Origin of the sequence: Leisingera thetidis (genome assembly GCF_025857195.1) — a bacterium.
In the GTDB taxonomy this organism is placed as follows: Bacteria; Pseudomonadota; Alphaproteobacteria; order Rhodobacterales; family Rhodobacteraceae; genus Leisingera; species Leisingera thetidis.
Map to the genome: position 1 here is coordinate 799,662 of NZ_CP109787.1, position 19,085 is coordinate 818,746.

The following is a 19,085-nucleotide window of genomic DNA, read 5'->3' on the forward strand; positions in this document are numbered from 1 at the left end:
CTTAGTTCAGATCGTCCTTGGTCATCAGCGTGTAGAACAGCCAGGAGACCAGGAGCGTGATTGCGAAATAGATGAGCGACATGGCGGCGGCGGGGCCGAGGTCGAACTGGCCGAGTGCGATTTTCACCAGGTCGATCGACAAGAGCGTGGTCGAGTTGCCGGGGCCGCCGCCGGTAAGCACGAACGGCTCGGTGTAGATGTTGAAGCTGTCCATGAAGCGCAGGAGGATGGCGATGGTCAGCACCGTCTTCATCTTCGGCAGCTGGATGAACCGGAACACCGCCCAGTTGGAGGCCCCGTCGATCTTGGCCGCCTGGTAGTAGGCGTCGGGGATCGACACCAGGCCGGCATAGCTCAGCAGCACCACCAGAGAGGTCCAGTGCCAGACGTCCATGGTGACAATGGTCACCCAGGCCGCAACCGGATCCTGCGTCATGTCGTAGTTGATGCCCAGCGTGTGGTTCAGGAAATAGCCCAGCAGGCCGATGTCGGGCAGGGTGAAGATGTTCCACATCGCACCGACCACGTTCCACGGGATCAGCATCGGCAGCGCCATCAGCACCAGGCAGACCGGCACCCAAAAGCCCTTGCGCGGCATCGACAGCGCAATCGCGATGCCCAGCGGCACTTCGATGATCAGGATCAGGAAGGTGAACATGAACTGCCGCCCAAGCGCCGCGTGGAACCGGTCCGAGCGCAGGATCTGCTGGAACCAGTCCAATCCTTGCCAGAAAAACACGTTATCGCCAAAGGTCTCCTGCACCGAGTAGTTGACCACCGTCATCATCGGGATCAGCGCGTTGAAGGCGACCAGCGCCAGCACCGGCAGGACAAAGAACCAGGCTTTCTGGTTTTCGGTTTTCATCAGGCCGCTCCTTGTTCGTCTGCAGCGGGGGAGGTGGCAAGCCAGCCGTCCACGTAAAGCCGGGTCATGTCCTGGCGGAAGGCGAGGTGCACGGCACTGCCTTTTTCCGGGGCGGCGCCATCGGTGATGGCGTTGATACGGTGGCCGCCGGCCTCGCATTCCACCACCGTGTGGCGGCCGATGTCAGAGACCTTGGTGACGGTCGCGGGCAGGCCGTGATCCGCCAGCGAAACGAACTCCGGGCGGATGCCGATCTCGGTCCGGCCGTTTGCGGCGCCCTGTACGGGGCCTTCCAGGGCAACGGACTGGCCTGCAAACACGGCAGACCCCTGGTGCAGTTCGCAGGGCAGGATGTTCATCCCCGGCGAGCCGATGAAGTGGCCGACAAAGGTGTGCGCGGGGCGTTCGAACAGCTCCACCGGCGTGCCGATCTGCACCACTTCGCCCAGCTGCATCACCACCACCTGATCGGCAAAGGTCAGCGCTTCGGTCTGGTCGTGGGTGACGTAGATCATCGTCGCCTTGACCCGCTGGTGCAGCTCCTTCAGCTTGGAGCGCAGTTTCCACTTCAGGTGCGGGTCGATCACGGTCAGCGGTTCGTCGAACATCACCACGTTCACGTCCTCGCGCACCAGGCCGCGGCCCATGGAGATCTTCTGTTTATTGTCCGGTGACAATCCTGCCGCCTTCTGGTCCAGCATCTCGGTGACTTCGAGCATTTCGGCAATCGCCATCACCCGCTCGTGCACGGTGGCCTCGTCCCGTCCGCGGTTGCGCAGTGGAAACGCCAGGTTGTCGTACACAGTCATGGTGTCGTAGATCACCGGGAACTGGAACACCTGGGCGATGTTGCGCTGATCCGGGGGCAGGGCGGTCACGTCCTGGCCGTCAAACAGGATCTGGCCTTCGGACGGCACCAGCAGGCCCGAGATGATGTTCAGAAGGGTGGACTTGCCGCAGCCCGAGGGGCCGAGCAGCGCGTAGGCGCCGCCGTCGGTCCAGTCGAGGTCGATTTCCTTCAGCGCGTAATCCGAGTCGGACTTCGGCGTCGAAAGATAGCTGTGGCGCAGTTTGGAGAGAGTTATTTTAGCCATTGATGCCTCACGCCGCGCGGCTGCCGTCGGGGGCGAAGAAATATGCCTGCGCGGGGTCCATGTAGAAGTCGTGCAGCTCACCCACCCGGTAGGGGTGAACACCGTGGGCCAGTGAGACCCAGCTGCCCGTTTCCGAGCCTGTGCCCATGTCGAAATGGGCGGAGCTTTCGGAGCCCGAGAGCTCAGTCACCTGCACCTGGCCCGACAGCTGTACCTGGGCGCCGTTGCGGGCGACCGGCAGCACGTGGTGCGGGCGGATGGCGATGGTGTAGGTGCCATCGCTGAGGTTCGCGGCGGCGCCGCTCAGTTCCCAGGTGACGCCTGCCCCAAGGCGGGCCTTGCTGCCCTGTTTGGTGATTTCGGCGGTGTTGATCGGCGGGTCCGAAAACACCCGTGCCGCATCGACATTGCCGGGGTTGCGGTAGATCTCGGCGGTGGGGCCGAACTGGGTGACGCGGCCGTCGCGCATCAGCGCGGTCTTGCCGCCCAGGAGCAGCGCCTCTTCCGGTTCGGAGGTGGCATAGACCACCACCGCGCCGCGGCCGGCAAACAGCTCGGGCAGCTGGTCGCGCAGCTCCTCGCGCAGCTTGTAGTCGAGGTTGGCCAGCGGCTCGTCCAGGAACACCGCGCGGCTTTCCTTGGCAATCGCGCGGGCCAGCGCGCAGCGCTGCTGCTGGCCGCCGGACAGCTCATGCGGGCGGCGGTGCAGCATCGGCTTCAGCTGCAGGATCTCGGCAGCTTCCTCGACACGGCCGGCGATCTCCGACTTCGCCATGCCCGCTACCTTCAGCGGCGAGGCGATGTTGTCGTAGACCGTCAGATGCGGGTAGTTGATGAAGAACTGATGCACCAGGCTGATCCTGCGCTTCTGGGTGCTCAGGCGGCTGACGTCCTGGCCGTCCAGGATTACCTGGCCGCTGGCCATCGGGTCGAGGCCCGCCATCAGTTTGATGAGTGAGGTCTTTCCGGAGCCGGTGGCGCCGAGGAGGACGTTGAAGTGACCGGGCTCCAGCAGCAGGGACGTTTCCTTGATGTGCTGAATGGCGCCGACGCGCTTGGTCACACCCTTGAGTTCGAGTGCCATCTTGCTTTGACTTTCCGGCAGGCGGCCTGTTTGCGCGCGGGGCAGGGGGCGCGCAGTCTTTTCGGGAAGATGGCCCCGGACGACGGGAAAGGGTCTCCGGGGCCTGGGTTCAGCCCGGCCGGGCGATGGGGTGCCTGGCCGGACCGGGAGGAGAGGCTTAGTTGGTTGCCCAGCGGGCCACCAGCTCGTCATAGTTGACGGTCTGGCCTTCCGGCTTCTCGTTCTCCAGCTTCGGCTTGGCGCCGCCGTTGGCGTACCACCACTCCGCGTCCTTCTCTTCGTTCAGGCGCGGGCCGCAGCCGCCGTAGACATTCGCCTGCTCGTCTGCGCGCTGCATGCGGGCCATGGTGATGTCCATTTCCTCGGCCAGACGGTTCATCGCTTCCTGCGGCGTGAAGGCGCCGGAGTTCACGTCACCGATCTGCTGCCACCAGATCTGGGCCAGCTTCGGATAGTCAGGCACGTTCACACCGGTCGGCGACCATGCCACACGGTCGGGCGAGCGGTAGAACTCGACCAGGCCGCCCAGTTTCGGCGCGCGCTCGGTGAAGCTTGCATGGTTGATCGACGAGTCGCGGATGAAGGTCAGGCCCACATGGGATTTCTTCACGTCCACGGTTTTCGACACCACGAACTGGGCATAAAGCCAGGCTGCCTGGGCACGGTCCACCGGGGTGGATTTCAGGAAGGTCCAGGACCCCACGTCCTGATAACCGACCTTCTGGCCTTCTTCCCAGTAGGGGCCGTGCGGGCTGGGCGCCATCCGCCACAGCGGGTTGCCCTCGGCGTCAACGGTGTTGTTGCCTTCGGACTGCGGCTTCACCATGTCGGCGGTAAAGGCGGTGTACCAGAAGATCTGCTGCGCCACATTGCCCTGTGCCAGGGCCGGCAGCGACTGGTAGAAGTCATAAGACGCCGCACCCGGAGGCGCGTATTTGCGCAGCCATTCGTCCCACTTGCGGATCGCATAGACCGCCGCCGGGCCGTTGGCGGCACCGCCGCGGGTGACGCTGGCACCGGCCGGGTTGCAGGAGCCTTCTTCCATGCGGATGCCCCATTCGTCGATCGGCACGCCGTTCGGCTCACCTTTGGAGCCAGCACCGGCCATCGACAGCCAGGCATCGGTCATCCGCCAGCCAAGGTCCGGCGCGCGCTTGCCATAATCCATGTGGCCATAGATCGCGGTGCCGTCGATTTCCTTGACGTGCTCGCTGAAGAACTCGGCAATGTCCTCATACGCGGACCAGTTGACCGGAACGCCCAGGTCATAGCCGTATTTTTCCTTGAATGCGGCCTGCAGGTCTTCGCGGTCGAACCAGTCCTTGCGGAACCAGTAGAGGTTCGCGAACTGCTGGTCGGGCAACTGGTACAGGTCGCCATCCGGGCCGGTGGTGAACTGGGTGCCCAAGAAGTCATCCAGGTCGAGGCCCGGGTTGGTCACGTCCTTGAACTCGCCTGCCATCATGTCGGTCAGGTTGTAGGCCAGCTGCAGACGCGAATGGGTGCCGATCAGGTCGGAGTCATTGACGTAGGCGTCATAGAGGTTCCGCTTGGTCTGCATCTGGGTCTGCACGGCCTGAACCACTTCGCCCTCGCCGAGGATCTGGTGGTTCACCTTGATGCCGGTGATTTCCTCGAACGCCTTGGTCAGCACCTCGGATTCGTAGGAATGCGTCGGAATGCCTTCCGACAGCACGTTGATCTCCATGCCCTTGAACGGCTCTGCCGCCTGGATGAACCACTGCAGTTCCGACAGCTGTTCGTCCTTGGTCAGCACCGAAGGCTGGAATTCTTCATCAATCCATTTCTTGGCCGCCGTCTCATCGGCATAACCAATCGATCCCGCAACCATCGCGCAAACGGCGGCTGCGGACAAAAGATACTTCCGCATCTTTTCCTCCCTGAAAGTCGCTTAAAGCCAGCTGTGCATTGGCTGCATCTGACTGCCATAGAGCTTTCATAGGTTGGATTATTTTGTCAAACTAATTTTTTAGTAAGTGGTAACTATCTGTTTATGATGGAAAATCACATCTCCTGATGATTGCATTTTGCAAGCGCGGAGCATGCCGCGGCGCAGCATCCCCGGTTGTGACGCAACGGGATTTTTCGCCTTGGCGGCAGCGGAAAAAACAGTCGCCGCGCCAAAGCATTCCCGCTACAGAGGCGGCATGACGCAAGAGAGAACATTCGAGATCTTCCTGACCGCACCGCCGGGGCTGGAACAGGCGCTGCTGGCTGAGGCCAAGGAGCTGGGTTTTGCCGCCCCCAAGGCGGTTCCGGGCGGGGTGACGGTACAGGGCAACTGGTCCGAGGTCTGGCGCGCCAATCTGTCGGTGCGCGGCGCCGCCCGGGTGCTGGCGCGGATCGGCGAATTCCGCGCCTTCCACCTGGCCCAGCTCGACAAGCGGTCGCGCAAGTTCCCCTGGGGCGGGGTTCTGCGCCCGGATGTGCCGGTCAAGGTCGAGGTCGCCACCAACAAGAAATCCAAGATCTACCACGCAGGCGCCGCGGCGCAGCGGGTGGAGAAGGCCATTGCCGAGACCCTCGGCGCCCCCGTCACCAAGGATGCGGAGCTGACGGTGAAACTCCGGATCGAGGACAACCTCTGCGTCTTCAGCGTCGACACCTCGGGCGAGGGGCTGCACAAGCGCGGCCACAAATCCGCCGTCGGCAAGGCGCCGATGCGGGAAAACCTGGCCGCCCTGTTCCTGCGCGAATGCGGCTATGCCGGGACAGAGCCGGTGGTGGACCCGATGTGCGGTTCCGGCACCTTCGTGATCGAGGCCGCAGAGATCGCCAGGGGCCTGCTGCCCGGCCGCAGCCGCAGCTTTGCCTTTGAACAGCTGGCCGCATTTGATGCGGATGCCTGGGCAGAATTGAAACAGCAGGGGCAAGCGCGCGAGACGGATCTTCTGTTCCACGGCTCCGACCGCAATGCAGGCGCGGTCGAAATGTCCGCCGCCAATGCCGAACGCGCCGGCGTGGCCGAGCATGCCCGCTTCGCGCAGGCCGCGGTCAGTGATCTGCAGCGCCCGGACGGCCCGGCCGGCCTGGTCATCGTCAACCCGCCATACGGTGCGCGGATCGGCAACAAGAAACTGCTTTTTGCCCTTTACGGCGCCTTGGGGCAGGTGCTGCAGGAGCGCTTCTCCGGCTGGCGCGTGGGCATCGTCACCTCGGAAACCGCACTGGCCAAGGCAGCCGGTCTGCCGTTCCTGCCGTTCGGAGCCCCGGTTGCTCACGGCGGCCTGAAAATCCGCTTGTTCAAGACAGATCCGCTGCCCTGAGCAGCCCCGGAAAAGCAAGAGGGCGCCCTGCGGCGCCCTCCCGTCCGTTTGATCCGGCAGGCAGGCTCAGCCGATGTCGTAGAAATCGTCCAGGCTGCCCTCGGTGCCGCCTCCGGGCATTGTGCCGCCCACCGGCTGGTTCATCAGCGCCATGAAGTCCTCGGCACCGGGCTCATTGCCGCCGTCCTGGAACTGGCCGGCCAGATTGGCGTCATACCAGTTGCTCAACCCGCCGCCGGTCACTCCGCCATTGGCATAAGAACTGCCGCTGCTGGCCGCCGCCGCCGGATCATAGCCGCCTTCCAGCACGCTCTGCGAGCCGTCCGGGTTGCTGACCACCAGCGACATGCTGCTGAGGTCGATGTCGTCCAGCGTCAGCCCGGCGTCGGACCACAGTGTGAAATTGGCATTGGTGACGGTGCCGTCGGTGCTGTCCGGAACCTGGCCGAATTGCACCATGGCGTCGAAATTGCCGGGCACCGTGGTGCCGGTGTCCAGCGCATTGACGGAGTTGGCACTGGCTTCGTGCCCGGTCACCGGCAGCGCGTTTTCGTCCGGGAAGAAATTCAGCCCGCCGACGCTGGCGTCATCCGCCATGTTGAAGAACAGCCCGTCGATATCGGCCACCTCGCCGTCCCAAGAGGCCGGCTCCAACTTGATGAACAGCTGGTTTTCCGGTGTCTGCAGAACCTCGACGGTGACACTGGGTTCGCCGTTGCCGCCAATCTCGAAAAACACCGAGGTCTTGCCGCTATCGCCGCCGTCATTGCCGCCGCCGGAGCCTTTGGTTCCGCCGCTTCCGCCAGACCCTTTGGTTCCGCCGCTGCCTTTGGTGCCGCCGGACCCATTGGTGCCGCCGGAGCCGGAGCCGCCAGTGCCAGAGCCTCTGGTGCCGGAGCCGCATCCATGGGTGCCGCCGGAGCCTCCAGTCCCTCCAGTCCCTCCTGAACCTTTGGTGCCGCCTGACCCGCCGGTTCCGCCAGAACTGTTCCAGTCATCGTCCTCACGGTACCACCAGTGGGATTTGCCGTGATGGTCCTTGCCGCCGCATCCCTTGGTGCCGCCGGAGCCCTTGGTGCCGCCGGAGCCCTTGGTGCCGCCGGAGCCCTTGGTGCCGCCGGAGCCCTTGGTGCCGCCGGAGCCCTTGGTGCCGCCGGAGCCCTTGGTGCCGCCGGAGCCCCTGGTGCCGCCGGAGCCTTTGGTGCCGCCGGAACCCCTGGTGCCGCCGGAGCCCTTGGTGCCGCCGGAGCCCTTGGTGCCGCCGGAGCCCTTGGTGCCGCCGGAGCCCTTGGTGCCGCCGGAGCCGTCTTCGTCGTCGTCCCTGTCTTCACGCCATGCCTTATAGCCTTTGCCTTTCCAGCCATAGCGGTCCGACAGGTGGCTGTCGTACCAGCGGCCGAAATCGCCGCCTTGCACGCCACCGTTGTAATAGCTGTTGCCGCCGCAAGCCTGCTTGCCGCCCCAGCCCTGTGAATAATGTCCCCGGCCCATAAATTTCCCCCCAGAAAAACACTGAATTGCAGCTGCCGCGCTGCCTTGGGCAAAGGCCGCGCACGCCCATCCGGAAAGATTAAAGGGGCGTGTGAGGAGGGCCAAATTTTCGACGTATTTTAGTCAAATTCCCAGGTTCAGGGGTGTGAAGCGGAAACAATCCGGCGTGCTGCATTTGGATTGTGCGGCCGACTGGTTCAATTGCCCCAATTGGCTGGGGGCGTTTCCCTCCGAATCGACGGACGGCCTGCGGGGATTGCCCCAGTCTGTCCCGAAAAATGCCGTCTTTGCCCCCTAAGGCGTTAATCGGAATGGGGTGAACTGTCCGGGATGCGGGCGGCATACCGGGAAAGGGGGCAGGCTATGGCTGATGGGAAATTCGACGACCGCACCGCGTATATCGCGGGCGCCGCCTGGGAGGTGCTTGGCGAGGAACCGGTGGAGATCACTGCCCCGGGCGGCAAGTCGCGCTCCTCGCTGCGGCTGCATTTCAAGGACCGCACCGCGATTGCCACCCTGCGCGCCAATTTCCGCCGCACCCATCTGGAGGCCTTTGTGCTGGAACAGCTGGCACCGCACTGCGACGACATTCCGCGGGTGCTGGGGCTGCATAAGGACGTGCTGTTCCAGTCCGACACGGGGGAGACGCGGCTCAGCGAGGAGATCATTCAGCACGAGGACGCCGACCAGCTGGACCTCGCGGCCGAGGCCTGCGCCGCGATCTTCCGCATTCAGGCGGCGGCCCGCAAGACAGAGCTGCACAGCGTGCTGCCGCACCTTGGCGCCAACCGCAGCTGGATCCGCAATTTCGTAAGCTCGGTGGAGGCGCTGGAGGCTTACTCCATGGGCATCCCGGAGAGTTTCGACTACCCCGCAGTGGCCGAATACATGGAACATCCGGGGGTGCAGTTCCTGAAATGGGACTGCCGCTCCGGCAATGCCGCGATCGGTGACGACGGATTTGTCCGCTGGTTTGACTTCGAATATGCCGGCCTGCGCCACGGTGCCGAGGATTTTGCCTGGCTCATCGGCGACGAGACCTGGCCCGTTGCCCCCGACAAGATGGCCGATGTGATGATCGAGACCTTCGACCCCGGCTGCGGCCATGAGATCGGCGCCTATCTGGAGTATCTCTCGGCCTATACCGCCCTGCACTGCATCCAGCGGCTGGAGCTGATCCAGAAAGAGGTCAAGAACCGCGGCTGGCTGAGCCAGGAACGGGTGCGCAAGTATGATGATGCCGGGGTGCATCCGGAATTTGCCGCGCAGCTGTGCCGGACCGGCGCCTATTATGCGGCACAGTCCAAGCTGACCGCGCCGCTCAGCCGCAACTTCGAGGCTGCCGGGCGCGCGTTCAAGGCGATGTCCGAAGGCTGAGAGTTCCTCTTATGTGACGTGCCGTCCGGGTTTCAGCGATGGGCCCCGTGCAGCTATCCTGGTGCCGGTCGCAATCGGGGGAGGAAACATGCAGCAGGCCGAAGATTTCCGCGCCGAGAGCCGCGCCTTGGCGGCCATTCTGGAGGACCTGCCGGAGGCGGGGTTCCACCGGGCGACCCAGTTCAAGGATTGGACCATCGATCATGTGCTGGGGCATCTGCATCTGTTCAACGCCGCGGCGGAGGCATCGCTGCGCAGGGAGGCGGAGTTTGCCGCCTTCATCGCGCCGGTGCTGCAGGACATGCAGGCGGGCAAGTCCATCCTGGAGTGCCAGTTCCCCTGGCTGGACGGCCTGTCGGGCCGGGCGCTGTACCGGGCTTGGCGGCAGGGCGCGGAGCGCTGCGCCGATGCCTATGCCGCCGCGGATCCCAAGCTGCGGGTCAAGTGGATCGGGCCGGACATGAGCGCGCTGAGCGCCATCACCGCCCGGCAGATGGAGACCTGGGCGCATGGCCAGGAGGTGTTCGACCTGCTGGGGCTGCAGCGGCAGGAACACGACCGCATCCGCAATATCGCGCATCTTGGGGTGGCCACCTATGGCTGGAGCTTCCGCAACCGCGGGCTGGAGGTGCCGGAGCCGGCGCCCTTCGTGCAGCTTGCAGGACCGTCGGGGGCGGTCTGGGAGTGGAATGCGCCTCAGGCCGGCAATTTCGTTAAGGGCACAGCAGCAGAGTTCGCGCAAGTGGTCACGCAGACCCGCAATTTTGCCGATACCGGCCTGCAGGCTGCAGGAACCGCCGCGCAGGACTGGATGCGCATCGCCCAGTGCTTTGCCGGTCCGCCGGAGACGCCGCCAGTGAAGGGAAGCCGTTTCACGGCGAAAGCCTGACCCGCCGGACACCGGAGCAGGTGCTCCCGCCCGGCTTCGGCCTTCCTGGCGGAAGGCCTGTGCCCGTTGGGCGTTGCGCCGCGCCTTGCGCGGCGCGACGCCCAAGGCTGCCAAGGGGGGCCGGCTACGCCGGGGCACCTGCAGGCGCGGGAGTGCTCCGGGTTCTGAATACGCTGCGGCCGACCAGGGGTGAAGAGCGGCCGCCTGGCCGGGCGGTCCGGCTTGACGGGCCGTTTTGCCGGGTCACTAGCCGGCCCAGGCGCGGGTCAGGCCTTCCAGCGTCATGCGGGTCGGGTCGGCCAGGGTGACCGGCAGCGCCTGCGCGTCCAAGGCTGCTGCGTACAGCGCCTGCAGCGGTGCATCCGCAATCAAGGCCAGATTCTGACCCAGCCAATAGGGCCGGGCCGCGGCCAGCTCCGCGCCGAGCAGCAGGCCCCAGAGCCGCGCGCGCGCCGCGTCCGCGGGCATATGCCCCAAAGCCGCCGCCGCCTGGACCGAGGCCAGCCGCGCCGCTGTCTGCTCCGGCCTGGAAATTCCGTCCGCCACCGCCTCTGCCTGCGCGGTCCTGTCCCAATCGCCCACTGCCTCCAGCCCCATGGCCTGCGCCGCAGCCCGGGCCAGCTGCGCTGTCAGCGTGCTTTGAAAGCTGACGGCTTCCCGCGCGCTTACCTGCACCCAGTGGGTCACCGCGCCGGGCAGGCAGACCACCCCGTCCCAATCCGGATTCAGCCGCAGGAAACCGCCAAGCCGGGCCACTGCGCCTTGCATGACCCCGCAGGGCGCCGCCTGGCAGAGGCCGGGCAGGGCGCAAACTTTCAGGCCTTCCAGCAGGGTCTCGCTGAGCGGCAATTCCGCCGGCAGCACCGGCACCGGATGCGGCGCCGCCAGAGCGCTGCCGCCCAGCACCACCGGGCCTGCCCGGCCGCCCAGCAGCTGCCGCAGCCCCGCGGCCAGCGCGGCCGGGCTGCTGTCGGGCAGCAGCAGCTTCCGGGCCGGGCCGCCGGTCATCTCCCAGGCCGTCAGTGCCGTTCCGTCCAGATTGGCGGCCAGCCAGCCGGCGCCGCTGCGGGGAGGGCGCATGATGTCCTCACTTCCTCTGCCAATGCTTCGCAACAGCTTATGGCGGTGATTCCCGGCGGCGGCAAGAGAGCCGGCCGCGTGCTGGCATAGGCGCCTATACCCGTTAGGGGAGGGGCCTGTCCGCACGTATGCGCGTCATAGGCTAAAGCGCCCGGGATTTGTGCGAAAGACAGCCCGGACGGCCCTGCGCCCGGGATGCAATTTCCACTACTGTAAAGCTGCGGACGGTCCCGCCCGGCGCCAGCGCCAGGCCCGGCAGCCGCGCAGAACACCAGCTGCCAGACGCAGCAATCCGCATTCCGGGCGGCAAGTCCCAGGCTGGACCCTGGCGCCGGACGCCCGCACCGCGACTGATGCACGACAGGAGACACTGCAGACATGCCCCGCACTCCGGCCCCGCAAAATGCGATCTTTGCCCAGCTGGCGGCACGCCATCTGCTGGCGCAGGGCTGCACGCCGGCCGCGGTGTTCGCCGGAACCGGGCTTGGCCGGGGTCTGCTGAACCAGGAGGAACCCACCGCACCATTTGCCGCAATCTCCGGCGTCTTCGGGCGCGCTGCGGAATTGACCGGCGATCCCCTGTTCGGCTTCCATCTCGGCTGTGGCACTGACCTGCGCTCGGCCGGGCTGCTCGGGTATATTGCCTGCAGCTCCCCGACCGCGGGCTGCTTCCTGCGCAATACAGCCCGCTATGCCGGCGTGATGAGCGACGCCTGGGATCTGGGAACCTCCCGGCTTGCGTCCCACGGGGAAATTTCCTGGGCGTGCAAGACTGTTTCCGGTCAGCAGGCGCATCAGTATACGGAATTTCTGGCGGCGGTGTTCTTTACCGCCCTGCGCAAGGCAACTGAAACAGGAATCGAGCCTCAGGAAGCCGGGTTCACCCATCTGCGCAGCAGCGGAGCCGATGAAATGGCTGCCTACTTCGGCTGCCCGGTGACGTTTGGTGCGCCTGCCGGCTGTTTTGTTTTCAAACCGGAGGACCTGGAACTGCCTCTGGCCAGTGCCGACCGCATCCTGCTGCGGCTGCTGCGTGCCTATGGCGACCAGTTGCTGCAGGGACAAGGGCAGCGGCGCGGCAGCTCCGGACTGGCAGCCCAGGTCGAGGATGCGGTTTCCGCCCGGTTGTCCAGCGGCTCGGCCACGCTCGGAAATGTGGCGGCCGACCTGGGTATGAGCCCGCGCACCCTGTCGCGCAAGCTGGCGCAGGCGGGCACCAGCTACTTCACCATTCTTGAGGAGTTGCGCAAAGCCCTGGCAGTCCGCTATTTGCGGGAGAGCGGGTTGGCCCTGGCCGAAATCGCTTTTCTGCTGGGGTATTCCGGGCTGAGCAGCTTCAGCGAAGCCTTCCGGCGCTGGACGGGGCAAAGCCCGGGGCACTTCCGGTCACGCTAACCGCAAGGCTGCTTGCAAGAGCGCTGCAATTCTCCTGATTCCAAGGCGCGTTTGCCCCGGACTCGAAACAATTTCCGCGCATTCCCGGAATTGTTTCCGCCCGCAGCCTGCCAATTGCGCGGTTTTGGGCATGTGCCAGAATTTTTCCATTATTTGCGCGCATTTTCCTAAATTTGTCTTAATTAGGGCAGGGTGCAGCAATGCACTGCTGCCAGGGGATAAGGCGGCCATTGAAATTGGCGCGGGCGCGTGGGGGCGCGCCCCGTTTTGAAACTGAAAATCAGGTGTGGCGAATCGCGGCCCAAGGCTGGCGGCGCGCCAGTAATAAGTGTGAACAGCCAGCTCCGGGGGGGCGGCTGTCCAGCCAATTCTGCGGCTGGATGAACGGGGGTATTGAAATGAAAGACATGGTTCCCGGTGGGGCGGGGCTGTCTTTTGTGCAGGGTGAACTGCAGGGAGGGCTGTCTGCGGAGGCCGTTCAAACCGTGCAGCCGTTGCGCATGCAGCCGGCCAACATGAATGCGGCTCTGAATGGGATCGTGCACGCCGGTCTGGCCCGGCGGGACAGCCGGGCGAAGCGGGGCGCAGGCGGCGGCACTTATGCCGCGGCGGGCAAGCGGTGGCTGGACCTGCTGCTGGTGCTCCTGAGCCTGCCGCTGACGCTGCCGCTGACGGCACTGTGCGCCGCGGCGCTCTGGCTGGAGGGCGGGCGGCCCTTTTACACCCAGGCGCGGCTGGGCCGCGGCGGCCAGGTGTTCCGCATTCTCAAGCTGCGGACCATGGTGCGTGATGCCGATGCTTTGCTGCAGCACTATCTGGACACGGATCCAGCCTTGCGCCGTGAGTGGGATGACACCCAGAAGCTCAAGAACGATCCGCGCGTCACCCGGGTCGGCCGCCTGCTGCGCATGGCCTCGCTGGACGAGCTGCCGCAGCTGTGGAATGTCCTCAATGGCGATATGAGTCTGGTCGGCCCGCGCCCGATGATGCCGGAACAGCTGCCGCTGTACGGCGATGCGGGCGCCTATTTCGCGCTGCGCCCGGGGATCACCGGCGTCTGGCAGGTCTCTGTCCGCAACGAGGGCAGCTTTGCCAGCCGCGTGCAGGCTGATTCCGACTACCGGCTCGGGCTGTCGCTGGGCCGGGATCTGCAGCTGATCTGGCGGACGGTCGGTGTGGTGCTGAAAGGGACGGGATATTAATCTCTGTCTGATCCGCTGCGGGCCCGTCATCCGGTGCCGGCGGCAGGTCAGCCAGCCATTGCAGGGAGCGTGGTTGTGAAGCATTTTGCGGTATCAGGGGCATTTGCCGCCAGCCCGGCGCAAAGCCCGCAGGAGGAAAAAGAGGACGGCATGACCGAGCAAGGCTTCAAGCGGTTCCGCCGCCGCCGGGCACCGGCGGCTGCCATGCCTTCTGCGGTTGGCGCCGCGGAGGTGCCGCAGCTGGCCGGGCCGGCGGCGGGCACGGCCGCGCAGCTGCCCGCACCCCTGCCGGAGCCCTGGGACCGGATCCGCCAGCTTCCTTTCGATGCCGCCGCACAGGCAAAGGCGCGCCTGCCGCTGGTCAGCCGTTTCCGCACCGCGCCTGCGGCCAAGTCCTTTGACCTCTTGCGCACCCGGCTTTTGCACACCCTGAAGGCCCGCGGCTGGAAACGGGTTGCGGTGACCGCCCCGGCGGCGGGCTGCGGAACCACCTTTACGGCGGTGAACCTTGCGTTGAGCCTGGCCCGGGTTCCGGGCAGCCGCACCATCCTGATGGACATGAACTTCCGCCGCCCCGGCGTGGCACAGGCGCTGGGGATGCAGGCGCCCTGGGATCTGGCGGATTTCCTGTCCGGGACCGTGCGGATGGAGGACCGGCTGCTGCGTCCGCTGCCCGCGCTGGCGGTCGGCCTCAACGGGACCGTGGATCAGGACGCGGCGGAGCTGCTGCATGGCTGCAGCTGCGCTGAGGCACTGGACGGCATGATGCTGCGTTCGGGGGCCGATACTGCTCTGTTCGACCTGCCGCCGGTGCTGGAGCATGACGACACCGCCGCCTTCCTGCCGCAGGTGGACGCGGTGCTGCTGATCTCGGACGGCACCAGCACCACCGCCGCGCAGCTGGCTGCCTGCGAGAAGATGCTGGCGGGCCAGACCCAATTGCTGGGGGTGGTGCTGAACCGGGCGGGCAGAACGGACCACCCGCTGAACTAGGCGTTGACGCCTTAGTTTTGCCCGGTTGCTGTGGTCAGTGGGACCGGGCAGTGACGGCCCGCGTGCGACCGCAATGCAGGACACAGGACACCGGCAACAGGCCGGAACAAGAGAACAGACAGATGGGGCCGATTTACTCGCTTGGCGATTTCCTGGACATGGTGCGGCGCAGGCTGTTCACCATTTCCGGCGTGTTTGTCCTTGGCTGCCTCGTTTCACTTTGGTTCGCCGCCAGCCAGCAGCATGAATACGAAACCGCCGAGGTGTTGCAGATCACCCAGCCGCAGATCGCCGGGGAGCTGGCAAAATCCACCGTCGAAGGCTCCTCTGCCCGGCGCATGCAGCTGATTGAACAGCGTCTGATGGCGCGCGGCACGGTTCTGGAGATTATTGAAAAGTTCGGTTTTTATGCGGATATGGGGGCGCTGACCCAACTGCAGAAAGTGGCGCTGCTGCGCGAGTCGGTGCGCATCACCGGTGTTGCAGCCGCCCGCGAAGGCTTTGCTGATGACGGCACCATCTCGGTGCTGACCATCACCGCCCGCATGCCCACCGCCGAACAGGCACAGCAGGCGGCCAGCGAATTCGGCCGCCGCACGATCGAGCTCAGCGTTGCCACCCGGATCGACCAGGCCCGCGAAACCCTCAGCTTCTTCGCCGAAAAGGAAGCCGCTCTGGCGGATCAGGTCAGCGCGCTGGAAGATGAAATCGCGGCCTACCGCAATGCCAATGACGTGACCCTGCCCGGTACCATCGAATTCCGCCGTGCCGAGATTGCGGCGATGAACGAGGGGCTTCTGGAGATCGCCCGTGAACGGATCGAAATCCGCCGTGCCGCCGATCAGGCGCAGGCCAGCGAACGTCCCGCAACCGCCCGCCGCATGCTGGCGGAGGCGGAGCAGAAGCTGGCAACGCTGGACGCGCAGGAAGCACTGCTGAGCGAACGCAAGGCCGGGCTTGAGGCCTCCTTGCAGACCACACCGGAGGTAGAGCGCCGGCTGGGCGCCTATGACCGCCGCATGGAGCAAGTGCAAGGCGAGCTGGCCCTGATGACAGCCCGCCGCAATGAGGCCGAGGTCGGCTTCCGGCTGGAAACCGGCCGCCAGTCCGAGCGGCTGATGGTGATCGAACCCGCGCCCCTGCCGGACTACCCGGTGACCGGCGCCCGCAAAACCAAGGCGCTGATGGGGGCGGCTGCCAGTCTGATTGCGGCGCTGCTGGCCGCCTTCCTGCAGGAACTGCGCCGCCCGGTGCTGCGCACCGCTGCGCAGATGGAGCGGGAGACCGGCCTGGTGCCGGTGGTTTCGATCCCGGTGATGGACACCCGCCCGCCGCGCCGCGGGCTGTTCAGGCGAAAGACGTAGGAACCAGACGTCTTCGCCCGGCCGATAGGCCGGGCAGCGCCCGACCCTCCCCGCGGGAGGGCGCTGTCCCACCCGCCCAGGGCCGGGCGTTGCCCTCACCGGTTTTTTCGAAGATTGCGGATGCTGGCTCTTGGTCAGGGTGCACTCAACGCCGCCGCCATTGCCGTGATCCCGTCCCAGTGCCAGTTCAGCGCCGCGCCGCCTGCCGCAACGGCCAGCAGCGCAAAACCCGCATCGTGCAGCGGATCCCAGACATGATGCCGGCGCGCCAGCCGCACCAGCACCGGGTAGGCGGCCAGCATCGCCAGCCCCAGTGCCGCAATGCCGCCCGCCAGCCCGAACCACACCACGCCGCCCAGGAACAGCGCCGTCTGCAGGCAGGCCCGTGCCGCCGAGAAGACAAAAAAGCCGCGGCTGTCGCCCGCCGCCAATGCCGCCTGGTCATAGGTCATGGTGATCACCGCCGGCGCCAGAGCCAGCGCAATCAGCACGATCATCGGCCCGGCCTGCACATAGCGCTCATCGTACAGCAGTTGCACCAGCCAAGGACCGGCCCAGGCCATCGCCAGCAGCATTCCCAGGATCGCCGCCGTCAGACCGCCGCGCAGCTGCCGCTGCCGCCGCAGGTTTTCCGGCGCTTCCCGCGCGGGCTTGTCCCGGTAGACCGGGATCATCAGCCGCTGGTTCACCGCATGGCCCAGCAGCATCGGAAAGCTCGCCAGGAAATAGCCGATATTGTAGATGCCCAGCACTTCAAGGGAGACGAATTTCCCCAGGATCGCCCGGTCCCCTTGCGAGGTCAGGAACCAGAAGGCGGTCGACAGGAAAATCCACTTGCCGAAATGAATGAGCTCGCTGGCGGCGGCTTTCTCCCAGCGGAACCGGTTGGCCGCGCCCGGCAGCCCGCAGTGGCAGAGCAGCAGCTTGGCCGCTGCCTGGATCACCCCGCCCAGAACCAGCGCAATCACCGATTGCGTCGCCAGCGCCAGCGTGATCATCGCCGCCAGCCCGATAACCTGCCCCCCCAGATCCAGCACCGTGACCCGGCCCGCCAGCAGGTGCCGGTGCGCGGTCTCGATCCGTGTCGGGTTGAAGCCGGCAATCGCCAGCCCGGCGCCGGCAACAGGCAGGTAGACCAGCAGCTCCGGCGCGCCATAAAACCGCGCCGCAGGCCAGGCCAGCAGCGCCGTCATGCCCCACAGGCCAAAGCCGCGGATCACCTGGATGGTCCAGGCGGTGTTGAGGAACTCCGGATCGTCCCCCCGCCTGTTCTGGGCAATCGACGGCCCGATGCCCACATCCGAGAACAGCGACAGCCCCACCGTCACCACGGTAACCAGCGCCATCAGGCCAAAGGCTTCGGGAAACAGGATGCGGGTCAGGATCAGGTTGGAAGCCAGCCGCAGGGCCTGGCTGCCGCCATAGCCGATCATCAGCCAGGAGGCCGAACGCAGCACCCGCGCCATCATCCCCTGGCCGGCAAATAATGAGGCAACCCGCTGCATGTCCTTGCTGGTCTCCAATCGTCCGGTACCGCAGGCTAGGGAGGCGGGGAAGGGGCGTCAATCATGCGGCTGCCTGCGGCGCGGACTGTGCCTCGGCGGCCTGGATTTCCTGCACAATCATGGCGCCTGTGCTGCATTCCCCACGTTTGCGCAACAAGCGGCAGGGGGTGCTGGGCAAGCCGTCAAACCGCCGCTAACCTGCCGCGGACACTTGTCTTTTGCATGGAATGCTCAGCGTTGAAGATCGCCTATGTCCTGAACACCTATCCGCAGCCCTCGCACAGCTTCATCCGCCGCGAGCTGCAGGCGCTGGAGCGCCAGGGCGTGGAGATCACCCGCCTGGCGATGCGCCGGTCCGGGGCGGTCCTGACGGATCCGGGCGACCAGGCCGAGGCGGCCCGCACGGAATATGTGCTGCAGGCCGGGGCCGGGCGGCTGCTGGCGGCGCTGATGCGGGAAGCGGTGGCGCCGGTCCGCTTCGGGCGGGCGCTGAAGCTGGCGCTGAAACTGGCGCGGGCCTCGGACAAGGGTATCTTGCGGCACCTGGTCTATCTGGCCGAGGCCGCCCATGTGAAACAGCGCTGCGCGGCAGAAGGGGTGCAGCACATGCACGCGCATTTCGGCACCAACTCCGCCGCGGTGGCAATGCTGGCGCATGTTCTGGGGGCCCCGGGCTACAGTTTCACCGTGCACGGGCCGGAGGAATTCGACGCACCGCATGCCTTGTCGCTGGGGGAGAAGATCAACCGGGCCAGGTTTGCGGTGGCGGTCAGCAGCTTCGGCAGAAGCCAGCTCAGCCGCTGGGCCGCGTTTGGCAAGTGGGACAGCCTGAAAGTGGTGCATTGCGGCATCGAGCCAGACCGCTTTGCCAATCCCGCGCCGCTGCCGGAAGGGCCTTTGCGGCTGGCGGCGATCGGGCGCTTTGTCGAGCAGAAGGGCCAGATGGTTCTGGTGCGCGCCATGACGCGGCTGGTGCAGGAGATGCCGGATCTGCATCTGGCCTTGATCGGCGACGGGGAGATGCGTGCTGATCTGGAGGCGGAGATTGCCAGGCGCGGGCTGCAGAAGCATATCACATTGACCGGCTGGCTGCCGGAAGACGGCGTGCGGGCGGAACTGGCCCGCTCTCATGCGCTGGTGATGCCCTCCTTCGCCGAAGGCCTGCCGATGGTGGTGATGGAGGCAATGGCCGCCGCGCGTCCGGTGATTGCGACCTTTGTTGCGGGCACACCGGAACTAGTGATGCCGGGACGGACCGGATGGCTGGTGCCTGCCGGGGATGAAACGGCACTGGCAGAGGCGGTGGCGGCGCTTGCGCAAACACCGCCGGATGCTGTCGGGACCATGGGCCGGACCGGCCGCGCCCGGGTTCTGCAGCGGCACGGCAGTGACGTTGAAGCGGCCAAGCTTGCACAGCATTTCCGCCAGGCCATCGACCAATAGCAACCGGCGTACTCCC

15 protein-coding genes are annotated in these 19,085 nt (G+C 65.9%); 8 read left to right on the plus strand and 7 right to left on the minus strand.

Annotation, left to right across the window (positions count from 1 at the left end; genetic code table 11):
• Position 1: 1 nt before the first annotated feature.
• The 4 genes from OKQ63_RS03820 to OKQ63_RS03835 form a co-directional block, all read right to left on the minus strand.
• Positions 2 to 865 (minus strand): carbohydrate ABC transporter permease, encoded by an 864-nt coding sequence (locus OKQ63_RS03820; protein WP_264212643.1) that lies wholly within the window; start codon positions 863 to 865, stop codon positions 2 to 4.
• Positions 865 to 1,959, minus strand: coding sequence for an ABC transporter ATP-binding protein (locus tag OKQ63_RS03825; RefSeq protein WP_264212644.1), 1,095 nt, complete (start codon positions 1,957 to 1,959; stop codon positions 865 to 867). Before OKQ63_RS03825 ends, OKQ63_RS03820 begins: the two co-directional genes overlap by 1 nt.
• Positions 1,960 to 1,966: 7 nt before the next feature.
• Entirely contained in the window at positions 1,967 to 3,043 is a 1,077-nt protein-coding gene (locus OKQ63_RS03830) for an ABC transporter ATP-binding protein (RefSeq protein WP_264212645.1), read from the minus strand.
• 157 nt (positions 3,044 to 3,200) lie between these two features.
• Entirely contained in the window at positions 3,201 to 4,934 is a 1,734-nt protein-coding gene (locus OKQ63_RS03835; protein ID WP_264212646.1) for an ABC transporter substrate-binding protein, read from the minus strand.
• Positions 4,935 to 5,211: 277 nt separating this feature from the next.
• On the opposite strand from OKQ63_RS03835, the gene OKQ63_RS03840 reads away from it, so the two are divergent.
• The gene (locus OKQ63_RS03840; protein ID WP_264212647.1) at positions 5,212 to 6,330 is read left to right on the plus strand and encodes a THUMP domain-containing class I SAM-dependent RNA methyltransferase; all 1,119 of its coding nucleotides are present in this window, start codon (positions 5,212 to 5,214) and stop codon (positions 6,328 to 6,330) included.
• 66 nt (positions 6,331 to 6,396) lie between these two features.
• On the opposite strand, the gene OKQ63_RS03845 is transcribed toward OKQ63_RS03840, so the two are convergent.
• A complete protein-coding gene (locus OKQ63_RS03845; protein ID WP_264212648.1) occupies positions 6,397 to 7,821 on the minus strand; it encodes a hypothetical protein in 1,425 nt (474 codons plus the stop codon).
• 363 nt (positions 7,822 to 8,184) lie between these two features.
• Here OKQ63_RS03845 and OKQ63_RS03850 point away from each other — a divergent pair, with 363 nt between their 5' ends.
• Both OKQ63_RS03850 and OKQ63_RS03855 read left to right on the plus strand, forming a co-directional pair.
• Positions 8,185 to 9,198 carry a hypothetical protein gene (locus OKQ63_RS03850; protein WP_264212649.1) on the plus strand — a complete coding sequence of 338 codons (1,014 nt, stop codon included), beginning with the start codon at positions 8,185 to 8,187 and terminating at the stop codon, positions 9,196 to 9,198.
• 88 nt (positions 9,199 to 9,286) lie between these two features.
• Positions 9,287 to 10,087, plus strand: coding sequence for a TIGR03084 family metal-binding protein (locus OKQ63_RS03855; RefSeq protein WP_264212650.1), 801 nt, complete (start codon positions 9,287 to 9,289; stop codon positions 10,085 to 10,087).
• A gap of 246 nt (positions 10,088 to 10,333) precedes the next feature.
• On the opposite strand, the gene OKQ63_RS03860 is transcribed toward OKQ63_RS03855, so the two are convergent.
• On the minus strand, positions 10,334 to 11,167 hold the full coding sequence (locus tag OKQ63_RS03860; RefSeq protein WP_264212651.1) for a 2-dehydro-3-deoxygalactonokinase: 834 nt from the start codon (positions 11,165 to 11,167) through the stop codon (positions 10,334 to 10,336).
• Positions 11,168 to 11,545: 378 nt separating this feature from the next.
• On the opposite strand from OKQ63_RS03860, the gene OKQ63_RS03865 reads away from it, so the two are divergent.
• The 4 genes from OKQ63_RS03865 (at position 11,546) to OKQ63_RS03880 (ending at position 16,121) form a co-directional block, all read left to right on the plus strand.
• Positions 11,546 to 12,562, plus strand: a complete 1,017-nt coding sequence (locus tag OKQ63_RS03865; RefSeq protein WP_264212652.1) for an AraC family transcriptional regulator — start codon at positions 11,546 to 11,548, stop codon at positions 12,560 to 12,562.
• Between the two features lie 398 nt (positions 12,563 to 12,960).
• The gene (locus OKQ63_RS03870) at positions 12,961 to 13,764 is read left to right on the plus strand and encodes a sugar transferase (RefSeq protein WP_264212653.1); all 804 of its coding nucleotides are present in this window, start codon (positions 12,961 to 12,963) and stop codon (positions 13,762 to 13,764) included.
• 75 nt (positions 13,765 to 13,839) lie between these two features.
• A complete protein-coding gene (locus OKQ63_RS03875; RefSeq protein WP_264212654.1) occupies positions 13,840 to 14,757 on the plus strand; it encodes a CpsD/CapB family tyrosine-protein kinase in 918 nt (305 codons plus the stop codon).
• A 122-nt stretch (positions 14,758 to 14,879) separates the two neighbouring features.
• Positions 14,880 to 16,121, plus strand: coding sequence for a GumC domain-containing protein (locus tag OKQ63_RS03880; protein WP_264212655.1), 1,242 nt, complete (start codon positions 14,880 to 14,882; stop codon positions 16,119 to 16,121).
• 134 nt (positions 16,122 to 16,255) lie between these two features.
• Here OKQ63_RS03880 and OKQ63_RS03885 read toward each other — a convergent pair whose 3' ends face one another.
• Entirely contained in the window at positions 16,256 to 17,626 is a 1,371-nt protein-coding gene (locus tag OKQ63_RS03885; protein WP_264212656.1) for an oligosaccharide flippase family protein, read from the minus strand.
• A 237-nt stretch (positions 17,627 to 17,863) separates the two neighbouring features.
• Here OKQ63_RS03885 and OKQ63_RS03890 point away from each other — a divergent pair, with 237 nt between their 5' ends.
• Positions 17,864 to 19,069: a glycosyltransferase gene (locus tag OKQ63_RS03890; protein ID WP_264212657.1), complete on the plus strand. Its 1,206-nt coding sequence runs from the start codon at positions 17,864 to 17,866 to the stop codon at positions 19,067 to 19,069.
• Positions 19,070 to 19,085 lie beyond the last annotated feature (16 nt).